We start from the raw sequence: 14425 nt of genomic DNA on the forward strand, positions 1-14425 counted from the left end.
TGAAAAGTCTGTTTCTTTGTCATGTTGAATGCAGCGTAGCGGAATGAAACATCTCGGTATGTGCCACAAAACCTAGATTCTTCCTGACGCTCCGCGTCAGGAAGAATGACATTTTTATACCTACTAAAACTTTTCAAACACCCTCTTAGATTAAGAGAGTTAATCAGACTCAATATTTCTGTAATTATAGTGAGGATTAAACCCCAAAAAACAGATGCAGATAATATAGAACTTCGCCAACATTGATTTTGTTGATCAAAAAGAAAATATAATATTAGTAAAGCAATAACTGGTAAGATAATTAGTAACATATTTGATTTGTCATAATTTAAAAACTCAGATCCCCGACTTCTTTAAGAAGTCGGGGATCTTTTTGCTCATGGATAAATCTTACACTTTCCTTGCTGCTAGAGATAACCTCTCTGGTTGTTCTATTTCTCTATTCACTTCTTCTGCTGCTAATAATTCCCGAATCAAGCGAATTGTCGCTTTTTGCACTAATTGATTAGCAATTTGCTGTCCTAAACGTTGTACCCCTGGATTGAATAACAATTGAGCGATTTGCGGCGCAAGCTGTGTGGGGTCAAAACCACGAGTTTCGCGGAGAATATTTAGGATGTTCTGGATATGCTCTAAGGTTTGTTGTTGTTCAACTGTTGCGCCTGGAGTTTCGTTGATGGCTGTAATACCTACTCTTTCTCGTAACAAATAGGTAAAGTTATGTAGTACATTTCGACTTAAGGCATTGATGCCGTTGAGAAATTCATCTACCAATTTGTCACGAATAAAATCACCACGTTCTGATGATAGAAAATCTATCCCCTGATTTACTACTAAATTGAGGTCGTAGTCTTGATTTTTCCGGGCATTACGTAACAAGTTTTCTAGCCGATTCCACCGAAATCTACCATCTTTAAATAGCAAGTCTCGCAGTGATGTTCTTAACTGTGGTGCGGGGTCTGTTAATAAGCGTTTGGCAACATAAGGATAGGCTTCACTCAGCACTTTGAAGTTAGGATCTATATAGATGGCAATACCTTCTAAAGTCACTAAGGAACGAATGATTAAAGCGTAGTAAGGTGGAACACGGAAGGGATATTCGTACATCAAAGCTGATAGTTCATCAGTGATGCTTTTTATGTTAAATTCAGCTACGCTTGCGCCTTGAGCATTAGCAAAAACTTTACCGAAGGCGGGAATAATGGGGGTTAAATCTGTTTCTGGGGAGAGAAATTCTAAATTAACGTAGTCTTGAGCTAGACCTTCAAAGTCGCGGTTAACGACATGGACGATCGCCTCAATTAAACCATAACGTTGGGGTGGTTTAATCTCACTCATCATCCCAAAGTCCAGATAGGCTAATTTACCATCTGTTGTGGCTAATAAGTTGCCTGGATGGGGGTCAGCGTGGAAAAATCCATGTTCTAAAAGTTGTCTTAAAGAACACTGCACACCAACTTCAATTAAATAACGTGCATCTATACCTTGGGCGCTGATTTCGGCTGTCTGGGTGAGTTTTGTGCCGTTAATCCATTCCATCGTCAGCACACGACGGTTGGTATATTCCCAGTATATTTTCGGTACATATATGTCTTGAATATGACCATATAATTCAAAAAAACGTTCAGCATTTTGACCTTCGTGGATATAATCCATTTCTTCAAAAATGCGATCGCCTAATTCATCTAAAATCCCAACTAAGTCACTCCGCACCCGCTTGACTTTTCTTTGTACCAAACCTGCCAGTTTGCGGAGGATATATAAATCAATCGTAATTCGTTCTCTCAAGTCCGGACGTTGGACTTTCACCGCTACTTCTTCGCCAGTTTTCAGCTTACCTTTGTAAACTTGCCCCAAAGAAGCAGCTGCGATCGGCTTGGCTGAAAGTTCGATGTAAACTTCTTCTGGTGGCTGTCCTAATTCTTCTTGAATGAACTGATAAGCAATTTCGTTAGGAAAAGCTGGTAATTGGTCTTGTAACTTTGTCAGTTCTTCCAGGTATACAGGAGGAACGAGATCCGGTCTAGTAGATAAAGCTTGCCCAATTTTGATATAAGCCGGCCCCAACTGCGTCAGCAATTCTCTTAACTGACTTGCCCTACGGTGGTCATTTTTCACGACAATTCCCCGTTTACTGTCCCACCACAACCCCCAGACAAAGGAGAGAGTCGGGACTAAAACTGTGAAAATCCGCCGTAAAACTTGTAAAGGTCTGTTTTGATAATGAGCTGCTACCTCCAGAGGATCGTATGCTAATGTCTCAGGCTCAAGGTCTGTTGTCACATACACCTGCGATTTTCCTGGTTTGACGATTTCTGATGGGCTAACAATCAAGGTTTGTGTACCCTTTGCTGGTAGTTCGCCCTCAATCGGTCGGGTATTCGTGGGAACTGTCTTAACAATCATGAAAAAAGCCACCGGTGGGATTGAACTTGTTAAGTATTGTAACAATATCTTTAAATAATTTTTAGTCAATGGTCAATGGTCAATGGTCATTGGTCATTGGTCATTGGCAATTCTTATTCTCTCACTCCCTCACTCCTAACTCAGCACTCAGCACTCCCTCACTCCTGACTCAGCACTTTCTTCTCACTCCTCTTGTCTATTAACAGTTGCCTTTTTGCTACACTTAAATGTGCTTGCTAATTCAATAGTAGTAGATATTGCTGGTTGTCGAAAGACTATAGCTGAGGGCTTTTGAGAGTAGTGAGTAGTGAGTGCTGAGTAGTGAGTGCTGAGTGCTGAGTAAGGGAGTGAAGGAGAAAAAAAGAATCTGTTGACTAATGACCATTGACCATTGACCATTGACTCAGCACTAATCAAGGAGATTTAGCTTGATGTTGCTCTGCCTGCGAATTGAAAACTTTGCTCTGATTGATCAGCTAGAATTAGACTTTGGCGCAGGACTGAATGTGTTAACAGGTGAGACTGGCGCTGGGAAGTCGATTATTCTAGATGCTATTGATGCTGTTTTGGGTGGGAAAGTCTTTAGTCGTGTGATTCGGACGGGGACAAATAGAGCAATCGTAGAAGCAACTTTTGCGGCAAATCCGGCTTTTGCGGCGTGGTTAACTGAACAAGAAATTGATCTCATAGACGATCGCTCGATTATCATCAGCAGAGAAATTGCCGCTACTACAAATAATATCCGCAGTCGATCGCGGGTGAATGGTGTGTTAGTCAATCGTCAAATTATGACAGGATTGCGCGATCGCTTGGTAGAAATTACGGCACAAGGTCAAACAGTCCAAGTGGGACAATCATCTCAAGTACGTGATTGGTTAGATTTATATGGTGGTGACGCATTAATGCAGCAGCGTCAACTCATCGCTACAGCTTTTAATACCTATCAACAGGTGCATACCAGCTTAGAAAAACGCCGCACATCAGAACGAGATAGATTGCAACAACTAGATTTACTGACCTATCAAGTCCAGGAATTAACCACAGCTAATCTTAGTGATCCGCAAGAATTAGAACAATTGCAGCAGGAACGAGAACGCCTCAATCATGTCGTTGACTTGCAGCAAATGAGTTACAAAGTCTATCAAGCCTTGTATCAAAACGAAGATGAAACCCCAGCCGCCGCAGATTTGTTGGGTGATAGTGAAGCCACCTTAAACGACATGGTGGAATATGATAGCCAATTACAACCACTGTTAGATTTAATTAGAGATGCTCAAACAGCCTTAACAGAAGTTGCCAGGCAAATCAATACTTATGGCGAAAGTTTAGAAGCTGATCCCCAACGTTTAGAAGAAGTAGAAGAACGTATCCGGGAATTAAAACAAATCTGTCGCAAGTATGGCCCCAGTTTAACAGAAGCGATCGCCTATTATCAAAACATCCAAGCAGAACTAGCCGCACTCAACGATAGCGAACAATCCATCGAAAGCTTAGAACAGCAAGAACAAGCCAGCTTTGCCAAATTAAATCAAGCCTGTGCAAAACTCACCCATCTCCGCCAAAAAAGCGCAGCTCATCTGGAATCTAGATTGATAGCTGAACTCAAACCACTGGCGATGGAAAAAGTCAAGTTTCAGGTGGAGATTTTGCCAGCTATCCCCACGGCGGCGGGTGCAGACAAAATTACCTTTATGTTTAGTCCTAACCCCGGCGAACCGTTGCAGCCATTGACAGAAATCGCTTCTGGTGGAGAAATGAGTCGGTTTTTATTGGCTCTCAAAGCCTGTTTTACGCAAGCTGATGCCGTGGGAACCCTAGTTTTTGACGAAATCGATGTCGGAGTTTCCGGAAGAGTTGCCCAGGCGATCGCTGAAAAGTTACACCAGTTGAGTCAACACCAGCAAGTGTTATGTGTAACCCACCAGCCTTTGGTAGCGGCGATGGCTGATCAGCATTTCCGTGTAGATAAGCAAATTATTACCCAGGGCAAAGGTAAAAAAAGTAATAATGGCAACACAGAACAGCGTACCGTTGTGCGTGTGACTAGCTTAGATGATTTAACCACTCGCCGGGAAGAACTAGCACAACTAGCTGGTGGCAAATCTGCAAGTGATGCGATCGCTTTTGCCGAATCTTTGTTATTACAAGCCGCTAACCACCGTCGCCAGGGGACTTCCAACTAAAAAAATATACAATCGCTACTAATACTAAAGCTACAGAGGCTACCCGCATTTATCACAAGCAGTAGGGGCGGGTTAACAGATATGCTTCAATTATTCATCAATATCTCACTTAACCCGCCCCTACGACCTCTCAACTAGGCAGGTGTACTTCATCGGCATGAAAATCGCTATATTGTTAAATAGCAGAGAAAATATTGTCATGCTCTAAATTCCTCAAAAAAATTTATCCGCCTTCGGCGGAGATAGGAGAGAAGAGTTAAGAAGTGTAAAGAGCAAAAGGGCAAGAGTACAAAGGGCAAGGAGTCCTCACTCGGACACTAGAACGACGCGAAAACCGAGACCGTTGAAGCGGTTGTCGGCTGAATACCTGTCACGGTACGCACTGCGACAGCCTCCAGGGTTGAGGTTCCAAGAACCACCACGCAGCAGTCGATAATAATTATCATTTTCTTGACCTTCAACTAACCAAGGACTACCATCAGTAGGCGCATCTTGATAATTATCATGCCAGTAGTCAAGACACCATTCCCAAACCAGTCCGTGCATATCATATAATCCAAAGGTATTAGCTAAAGCAAAACTGCCTACATCCGTTGTTTCCCCACGCAAAACCCCTTTGGAAGCTTTACCATAAGAGCCTGAGTATACAGTTCTGTTATGCTCCCAATCTGTCCCTCGGTAATTTGCTAAATCGGTAGTGATTGTCTCACCAAAGTGAAATGGGGTAGTGGTTCCTGCACGACAAGCATATTCCCACTCAGCTTCACTGGGTAAACGAAACTCTTGACTCAGTTTTTGGCTAAGTCGCGCACAAAATTCAGTTGCATCTAACCAGGATACCCTCTCTACAGGACGATTTGCGCCTTTGAATCGAGATGGATCAGCTTCCAAGTCACGGCTAACTTTTGGTAAAGCTGCAACAGCACGCCATTGGGCTTGAGTTACAGGAAATTTCCCCATGAAGAAGGGTTGAACAGTGACTTTATGCTGTGGACTTTCATACTTTATTCGCTTTAGTTCACCATCTGGGGAACCCATCCAAAATTCACCACCGGGGATGGAAACCATATCTAAGGCGACACCATTTCCCAAGTCAGCAGTAAAGTACTCCGCCTGTCCTTTTTGACGGTTAGTTTCCTTTCCTTCGACGTTGACAGTTACTACATCAAATGCAAATTGACCTAACCCCCCCAGCCCCCCTTCCCTACGTTCGCGCAGCGTCTCGAAGAGAGGGAAGGGGGGAGTTGGACTCTCATCTTCTTGCAATAGGGGTTGAGCAGCAGTCTCTTGAGGTATATCAGGGAGAGGTATATCAAGGAAGGGAGAAGTTAAGCTCCCCTCTCCTTGCAGGGGAGGGGCTGGGGGAGGGGTTATTGGGAGGATACGTTGATGAATGGGTGCAATATTCTCATCCGTGAGTCCTAAATGTTGCTGGTAAGCTTGTAAATCATTCAGGGTAATTTCATTTAAGGGATACTCAGCTTTTACACACTCATCTAGCACTTCCTCATACTCTTGCAATTTGCGTTGAAATTCTAGATAAGGTTGCAAAACCTCTGCTTCAATTGCTTCGGCAATTTCTAAAGTAAGCTGTAACTGTGTTCGTAAAGAATTTAACAACCGACGAGCAGGGATAGAAAATTTACCTTGGTTGGCTCGTTTATTTACTTCCTGACGATACTTGAGTTGAGGATCACCAATGGGTGCTTTGGCTAATTTGATCCTGTACCCTTCCTTCACAGGATAAAACTGTGGTGTCATCGCTGGAGATGTTTCGATAACTTTACGACTGGCGTAGTTATGCAACTCATCCACGGAAATCCAGCCATCTTCGTCTAAGTCTGCTGCACCTTTTTCAATCCCTTCTACTAAATAACGAGTGTAAATAGAAAGTTCCGAGCCTTCCTGCTCAAAAGAATATTGTAGGGAAGTGGAAGATGTGAGAATTGCTCGTCCTTTAGCACCTAGTTGAGTTTCGATGTCTACAGAACTATCAGATTTAGGCATAAACCCATCGGGAAAAGCCCCACTAAAGCAACAATCTAAAATGATTACCTGTCGCTGAGATTTGCTATCATTCATCCTGTCATGGAGATACCTAGCAGATACAGCTGTGGGGATGATGAGTCTTTTATTTTCCAGGGTAGTTTCCCGGTTAGACAGATAAAGATGGCGATTTTCATCTTTAACCCCGTGACCGGAGAAGTAAAATAATACCAAATCATCTTTTTGGCGATTCGTAAACAAATTATAAATAGCCCGTTCCATCACCTGACGTGAGGGATTTATCAGCACTGTCACATCTGTGGGTGCAAATTCCCCCATATCAGGATGTATTAAAACTTGTTGGAAGGCTTCTACATCTTGAGAAGCAGAGGGAAGGGCATTTAAACCTGGTTCATACTCGCTCACCCCAATCAGCAGTGCAACTTTAGCCATCAGTCTTGTTGACTACACTGACTTTTACCTTTGATAGTCTTTCAATAGCACTTAAAGCATCATTTAACTGCTCTTTGCTGGTGTATTCGAGGCTATATTTTGCACCGTTATCTTCATAATCCAACTTCAACGTTTTACCATAGAAACGATTCCCCAAGGAATCAAGCAGTTCTTTAGCTTTCTTAGGATTAACGAAGGTTGTGAGCATTCCAGGGATAAATCCGGCTAAAGCTGGTTTACTGTTGTCGGGGATGTCAGACTCTCTCACTGGTTCTGCATCTTCAACTATGTCCCTAATTTCTTGGGCAACACTAGCGGTTAATGCTTCTAATTCTTCTGGCTCTAAATCGATGTCGGCATCACTTAAGTCAATTAAGACTTGAACATCACTCACTACTCTTTACCCTAATTATTTCAGTATATTTAACTAAATTATCGCAATTTTCGCTAAATTAGCAATTGCGAGGGGTTGGAGTTATCCCGATAGATGTAGAGACGTTGCATTGCAACGTCTCTACCAACCATTTTGTCGTTGAACGAGGGATTTTATCACCCATTCATGGCATCCTCAGATGGGTGTGTCGTTGTTCGCTAACAGGTATGATCAAAAGGAAGCCAAGTTATCGATAAAGGCAAATATGGTAATGGTAGTTGTGGGTATTAACACACTAATTTCATTGATACTGCTGTATGTAGCTTGGCGCATTTGGAAACTGAAACGGCTCATAGTATTTATAGGCGATCGCCTCACTGCCTACGAACGCTGTAGCCATGAGTTATTATATAAAGCACCGGAAAATATTTATCTTGGTCAACAGAACATCTATAATTTACGCCAGGGTAATCAGTCCTTACAAACGCAACTTCAGCAAGTCAGACAGATCCTCAGCCTTCTCTTACTCGGACAGCGAACTTGGCGACGTTATTCTCGCAAACCATATCCTACATCTGGGAAAAAGATGTCCAGAAAATCAGTTAAGCCATAAAAGCAACATTTATAGTTGAGATGTTGTCACGATAACTTAATGATCTAAAACCATTTAGGTTTTGCAAGGGGCGAAAACCCACCTAAAATGGGTGTATGGAGAGAAACAGTAAAAATGTCTAATAACCGTTCTGGAGTATTTATTGGCGGTGTGATGCTAGGGGCTACCATTGGTGCTTTAGCAGGGTTGCTTGCAGCTCCACGCCCAGGGCGCGAAACTCGTAAACTTTTGAGAAAATCTGCTGATGCTATCCCAGAATTAGCGGAAGATATTTCCACAAGTGTACAGATTCAAGCAGACCGTCTATCTAACAATGCCTTACGCAATTGGGATGAAACTTTAGATAGATTAAAAGAAGCGATCGCAGCTGGTGTAGATGCTACTCAGCGAGAAAATCAAGTTTTGAAACGGCAAAAACCTAACCAAGACTCAGATCCTCTACCCCAAGAATTAGAACGTTCATAATTTGCCTACAGCTAATGAGTGTGTTCTGATTGGGAATTTTTTGGTTTGTATTTCGTGGGTATTTTGAACTCTAATTACCGTGCTTGAACCCCTGTTTTGGTTGGGACTGTCTATTCTCTTAGTCGCTGCCAGCTTAACTGCTGTCTTGGTAGCGGCAATACCCGCTTTGCAGGAGTTAGCACGAGCAGCCCGCAGCGCTGAAAAGTTATTTGATACACTCTCACGCGAGTTACCACCTACCCTAGAAGCTATCCGCACCACTGGGTTAGAAATTACAGATTTGACTGATGATGTCAGCGAAGGTGTCAAAAGTGCCAGTCAAGTCGTCCAACAAGTTGACCAAAGCATAGATGGGGCAAAAAAGCAAGCTCAAAATCTCCAAGTAGGTACACGCAGCATTTTTGTGGGTGTGAAAACTGCTTGGAAAACTTTCACTCGCCAAAAACCCACACGGCGAACAGTCGAACGTCTACCGCCTACAGAACAATCTTCTCTCACGCTACGAGAAAGAGAAACAGCAAAACCAGAAAACCGTCGTCCCAAGGCAGAAGCATACAGTACCAATGATGGTTACAATGAGTCTTCCAACTGGGACAACGATATGGATGAGGAAGAGTTTTTTTAAACCCAGACTAAGTTAGAACTTACGCAGTGTAACTAAGTTTTCTGGCTTTTTTGTCAATGGTCAATGGTCAATAGTCAATAGTCAATAGTCAATAGTCAATGGTCAATGGTCAATGGTCAATGGTCAATGGTCAATGGTCAATGGTCAATGGTCAATGGTCAATGGTCAATGGTCAATGGTCAATGGTCAATGGTCAATGGTCAATGGTCAATGGTCAATGGTCAAAAGGAGCCAGCCGCTTGTGGGGGTTTCCTCCATTGTGCGGACTGGCGTTCAAAATCAAGAAGTAGGTTGGGTTAAGTGCAGCGCAACCCAACATGGATCTTAAAAATTTAGTATGGATACGGGTGTTGGGTTTCCCAAAACCTCAACCCAACCTAAATTTTTACTTGCTTGCGCGTAGCGGAATTACGAATTACGAATTATTATCATGTCTGAGGTGTGGGAACTTTAACTAGCACTTTATTGCTGAATGTCAGACCAGTTTCAGCTTGATCAATCAAGATTGTATCACCAGCAATGAACGTATTTTCTAATAACTTGGTGGCGAGGGGATTTTCGATTTCTCGCTGAATGGCTCGTTTGAGGGGACGTGCGCCGTAAATTGGATCATAACCTCGCTCTACTAAGAAATCACAGGCGGCTGGGGAGATTTCAAAGGAGATTTTTTGCTCTCGCAGTAGACTTTCCACCCGCTTGAGTTGGATGCGGATGATATGACGCATTTCGGAACGGCTGAGGGTGTGGAAGAGAATTGTATCATCAACCCGGTTGAGAAATTCGGGGCGGAAGTGCGATCGCAAAGCATCCATCACCCGATTTCGCATTACTTCATACTGGGAGTCATCACCGGAAACATCGAGAATATGTTCGCTACCGATGTTGCTTGTCATGACAATGACGGTGTTGCGGAAGTCTACTGTTCTCCCTTGCGAATCAGTAATCCTACCATCATCTAATACTTGCAACAAAATATTAAACACATCGGGGTGTGCCTTCTCGACTTCATCTAATAGCACCACAGAATAGGGATGACGACGCACCACCTCTGAAAGTTGACCACCTTCTTCGTAGCCTACATAACCTGGAGGCGCACCCACTAACCGAGAAACCGAGTGTTTTTCCATATACTCGGACATATCCAAGCGTACTAAAGCGTCTTCAGAGTCAAAGAGAAACTGGGCTAAAGCACGGGCGAGTTCAGTTTTACCCACCCCAGTCGGCCCCATGAATAAGAAGGAACCGATGGGGCGTGAGGGATCTTTCATCCCCGCACGGGCGCGACGAATGGCGGCGGCGACGGCGGCGACTGCTTCTTCTTGTCCGATGACTCGTTGGTGTAAATGGCTTTCGAGTTGCAATAATTTTTGCCGTTCTGATTCCAACAGGCGATTTACGGGGATACCTGTCCATTTGGCAACGATTTCGGCAATATCAGCTTCGGTGACTTGCTCTCGCAGTAGGGTAGAACCTTGGCTTTGTAATTCTAGCAGCTTGGCTTCTTTGGCTTCGCGATCGCGTTGCACTCCCTCCAATTTGCCATACTTAAGTTGAGCTGCTTTATTTAAATCATAAGCACGTTCTGCTTGCTCGATTTGCACTCTCAAAGCATCTTCTTCTTTCTTTAAAGCACTGATGGCTTCTAGAACTTGCTTTTCACCTTGCCACTGATTAGTTAAATCTTGCTGTTTTGCAGTTAAATTGGCGATTTCTAACTCTATGCGTTCCAAACGCTCTCTGGTTTGGGCTGGGACTTTCTCTTCCCCTGCTAATGACAGCTTTTCCATCTCTAGCTGCATTAACCGACGGTCAATAGTTTCCAATTCTGACGGTTTGGAGGTAATCTCCATTTTTAACTGAGCTGCGGCTTCATCCACCAAATCAATCGCTTTATCTGGCAAGAAGCGGTCAGAAATGTAACGAGCCGACAACGTAGCAGCAGCTACCAGTGCTGAGTCAGATATTTTGACATTGTGATGGACTTCGTAGCGTTCCTTCAATCCTCGCAAAATAGAAATAGTATTTTCTACACTAGGTTGGTCTACGTACACTTGTTGAAAACGACGTTCTAAAGCTGCGTCCTTTTCAATGAATTTGCGGTATTCATCTAGGGTAGTTGCACCGATACAGCGTAGTTCACCCCGCGCCAACATAGGTTTGAGCAAATTCCCAGCATCCATCGCCCCTTGTTGATTGGAACCAGTACCGACAACGGTGTGGAGTTCATCAATAAACAAAACAATTTGCCCATTCGACTCAGTAACTTCCTTGAGTACAGACTTGAGACGGTCTTCAAATTCACCGCGATATTTAGCCCCAGCAATCAAACTACCGATATCCAGAGAGATAAGTTGGCGATTTTTCAACGATTCCGGCACATCTCCATTAACTATACGCTGTGCCAATGCTTCAGCGATCGCTGTTTTACCCACCCCAGGTTCACCAATCAATACTGGGTTATTCTTACTACGACGCGATAACACCTGAATTACTCGGCGGATTTCATCATCCCGTCCAATTACCGGGTCAAGCTTTCCTGACTTAGCCTGTTCTGTTAAGTCCCTACCAAATTTTTGTAGGGCTTCATAACGTGATTCTGGATTTTGGTCTGTGACTTTTTGACTACCACGCACAGCTTTGATACTAGCCTCTAATTTGGCACTGTCTACATTAAAACTTTTGAGTATGCGCCTACCAACACGCTCATCGTCTGCAAAGGCTAAAAGAATGTGTTCTACAGAAATGAAAGCATCCTTCATGCCTAAACGAATTTCCTCAGCCCTATCTAGCATAGTATCTAAACTACGACTGAGATATAGTTGATCACTTTTGCCTACTTTCGGCTGACGTTGCGTAAAAGCTTCTAATTGCTGTTGTAAGCGTATCGGATCTACCTCCGCACGCGCTAATATCCGAATAGCTAAACTAGTCGGTTCTTCTATCAGCGCCATAATTAGATGTTCAACATCTAGTTGCTGTTGTTGATATGCACGGACTATATCCTGAGATTTAACAATTGCTTCCCAGGCTTTATCAGTAAATTTATTAGGATCTGTAGGCTGCATTTTTAAAATTTTTAATGTGAAATTAAAGATAGCAGGGGATAGGGGATAGGGAATAGGGAACAGGGAATAGGGAATGGGGAATCAGCTTGTAAGTCTTTTTGTGTCCGTGTTTGATTTTTGCTTATCTCCTAATTTACTCGGCAACTGCTATCTATCCCTAATTTAAAACGAAAATATCACTGTGAGGGTAATTTGTTAAATGGGGATTGGGGACTGGGTAATAGGTAATGGGGAAGATTTATACCAATTACCAATTACCCATTACCATTTACGAATACCTCAAATTTACTGTGTAACCAGTTGTTCTGGAGTTTCCTGTTTTACTGCCGAACTTTGATTACTCAATTGAATCAGTTCAACTTTGTATCCATCTGGATCTTCAATAAAAGCAATTACTGTAGAACCGTGTTTCATAGGCCCTGGTTCCCTCACTACTTTACCGCCTTGACTTTTAATTGATTCACAAGTTGCATAGATATCATCTACACCAAGGGCAATGTGACCATAAGCATTACCTAAATCGTACTTATCTGTTCCCCAGTTGTAAGTTAATTCTATAACTGTGTTGTCAGCTTCATCGCCGTAGCCAATAAAAGCCAAGGTAAATTCCCCACCTGGGTAATCTTTTCGCCGCAGCAACTTCATTCCCAGAACATCGCAGTAAAACTTCAAAGACTCTTCCAAGTTGCCCACTCGTAACATTGTATGTAGTAAGCGCATAGTGACCTTTGGTTTTGCTTCAGCAAAATTATTGATTTCTGCCAACATTGTACAGAGGGATTGGTGATTGGTGATTGGTAAAACTCTTACCCATTACCCAGTCCCCATTCCCCATTCCCCATGTCACAACGGACTGATGGAAAGTGATTTAACTCTTGTCGTACCTTTTGGGGGTAAAAATTGGAAGGTGTTGGAACTGATAGTAGGGTTGGTGGTTCTGCTGAGGATTTTTTCGGTGAGGAGAATATCTAAGTTGTCTGATTTACCAGCTAACTGTACTTGCTGGAGACTAGCTGTTTCGGGATTGATAAAAGCTGTGAGTGTAAAACCTTCTTGTGAGTCTTTATAGCCGTAAACATAAACTGATTGACCATCAAGAGTCTGCTGATTTCCTTGTAGTTCACTGTTGCTAGCTAAACCGAGATAAGATAGGACGTTGTTTGCTGATAGATTACCATCGACCACAACCTTTCTATCTTCCTCCGGAAAATCTATGAAAGCGAAAGAGGAGATACCAATCAGAACCCAATCGCTAGAGTCTTTAAAGTCAGTATAGGAAGAAACAGAGTATTGCTGTAAATCTGAACGGTAAATCCACACTTGTTTGCCATTAGAAATCACTAAATTTCCCGTTTGAGGTGGTTCTCCTGGCTTTGTGTAGGCAATCTCAGCCCGAAACTTGCGCCCCGCTTGGGTAATCATTTTACTTTGCAGATAAATTGTTGTCTGAGTGCCTTGAGTACCGACGTTAAATTCTATCTGAGAATCAGTTTGATAGCGATCGCTTTGTAATAAATTAGTAATACTTTTAGCCAGCAAAGCTAAATCCACAGGCTCAGTAGCTTGGCTGATACTTGTAGCATAATTTAGACGCTGTTCTGGTAAAGACAATTGGCTAGCATCAACCCCACCCCCAACCATGCTCAGAATAGTCATGGATGCGATCGCACTCAAAGTAAATTTCATAAGTGATTTCCCATACTTATAATCCATTATTCTCTGCTTTTCCCCCAATCTGTAATGAGTTAAATACTTCAAATGCAAAAAATAAAGATGTTATACGGAAAAATTCCATATAATTCTCTCATGAAGGGTTGTTCATAACCTCCGGAGCTATGAGGAGGAAATTAGAAGGGAACTTCACGAACAAGAATGTTCTCAAGTATTCAATCTTAATCTTGGAAAAGAGCAAAACTACATTAATAATATCTATCCTTTAACGGTTGGTTTTCTAGGAGCCATTGTTGCTTTTACAATTACCTGTATCCCAATAGTAATTTTATTAAATTTTAGTATTCAGTACGCAATATTCTATTTAATGATATCTTTGGCAATAAATGTAAGCTACTATGTGGTACTTAGAAAAGTCATCAAGCAGTATTTTAGAAAAGCAAAATTCTTCTGAACTTTCCACTTTGAAAAGGCTAACAACGCCCATGCACACCGACCGTCGAGAGGTTGCGTGTTGAGACGCGAGGTTTTCTGCGGCGGGGATGAGCAATGTTAGGCAGAGCAACTACATTTCGTCATTAGGCA

General features: G+C 42.7%; 11 protein-coding genes. 5 read left to right on the plus strand and 6 right to left on the minus strand.

Annotation, left to right across the window (positions count from 1 at the left end; genetic code table 11):
• Positions 1-390: 390 nt before the first annotated feature.
• Complete coding sequence (locus tag FD725_RS19770; RefSeq protein ID WP_179051605.1) at positions 391-2406, minus strand: AarF/ABC1/UbiB kinase family protein; 2016 nt, start codon at positions 2404-2406, stop codon at positions 391-393.
• A gap of 431 nt (positions 2407-2837) precedes the next feature.
• Between FD725_RS19770 and recN the strand changes: the two genes are divergently transcribed.
• Positions 2838-4589 (plus strand): DNA repair protein RecN, encoded by a 1752-nt coding sequence (gene recN, locus FD725_RS19775; protein WP_179049722.1) that lies wholly within the window; start codon positions 2838-2840, stop codon positions 4587-4589.
• A 306-nt stretch (positions 4590-4895) separates the two neighbouring features.
• Here the strand turns inward: recN and FD725_RS19780 are convergent, their stop codons facing one another.
• Together FD725_RS19780 and FD725_RS19785 are read right to left on the minus strand one after the other, a co-directional pair.
• A complete protein-coding gene (locus tag FD725_RS19780) occupies positions 4896-7028 on the minus strand; it encodes an SUMF1/EgtB/PvdO family nonheme iron enzyme (RefSeq protein ID WP_179049723.1) in 2133 nt (710 codons plus the stop codon).
• Positions 7021-7422, minus strand: coding sequence for a hypothetical protein (locus FD725_RS19785; protein WP_179049724.1), 402 nt, complete (start codon positions 7420-7422; stop codon positions 7021-7023). Before FD725_RS19785 ends, FD725_RS19780 begins: the two co-directional genes overlap by 8 nt.
• Positions 7423-7666: 244 nt before the next feature.
• Between FD725_RS19785 and FD725_RS19790 the strand changes: the two genes are divergently transcribed.
• The 4 genes from FD725_RS19790 (at position 7667) to FD725_RS19805 (ending at position 9394) form a co-directional block, all read left to right on the plus strand.
• Positions 7667-8014, plus strand: a complete 348-nt coding sequence (locus FD725_RS19790) for a hypothetical protein (protein ID WP_179051606.1) — start codon at positions 7667-7669, stop codon at positions 8012-8014.
• Positions 8015-8128: 114 nt separating this feature from the next.
• Positions 8129-8479, plus strand: coding sequence for a YtxH domain-containing protein (locus tag FD725_RS19795; protein ID WP_179049725.1), 351 nt, complete (start codon positions 8129-8131; stop codon positions 8477-8479).
• A gap of 79 nt (positions 8480-8558) precedes the next feature.
• Positions 8559-9104: a DUF948 domain-containing protein gene (locus FD725_RS19800; protein ID WP_179049726.1), complete on the plus strand. Its 546-nt coding sequence runs from the start codon at positions 8559-8561 to the stop codon at positions 9102-9104.
• A 98-nt stretch (positions 9105-9202) separates the two neighbouring features.
• Positions 9203-9394 carry a hypothetical protein gene (locus tag FD725_RS19805; RefSeq protein WP_179049727.1) on the plus strand — a complete coding sequence of 64 codons (192 nt, stop codon included), beginning with the start codon at positions 9203-9205 and terminating at the stop codon, positions 9392-9394.
• Between the two features lie 138 nt (positions 9395-9532).
• Here the strand turns inward: FD725_RS19805 and clpB are convergent, their stop codons facing one another.
• From clpB to FD725_RS19820, 3 genes are all read right to left on the minus strand, one after another.
• Complete coding sequence (gene clpB, locus FD725_RS19810) at positions 9533-12169, minus strand: ATP-dependent chaperone ClpB (RefSeq protein ID WP_179049728.1); 2637 nt, start codon at positions 12167-12169, stop codon at positions 9533-9535.
• Positions 12170-12454: 285 nt separating this feature from the next.
• Positions 12455-12889, minus strand: a complete 435-nt coding sequence (gloA, locus tag FD725_RS19815) for a lactoylglutathione lyase (RefSeq protein WP_218653125.1) — start codon at positions 12887-12889, stop codon at positions 12455-12457.
• 123 nt (positions 12890-13012) lie between these two features.
• Positions 13013-13855 (minus strand): hypothetical protein, encoded by an 843-nt coding sequence (locus FD725_RS19820; RefSeq protein WP_179049730.1) that lies wholly within the window; start codon positions 13853-13855, stop codon positions 13013-13015.
• Positions 13856-14425: the final 570 nt, after the last annotated feature.

It is taken from the genome of Nostoc sp. TCL26-01 (assembly GCF_013393945.1).
GTDB lineage: Bacteria > Cyanobacteriota > Cyanobacteriia > Cyanobacteriales > Nostocaceae > Trichormus.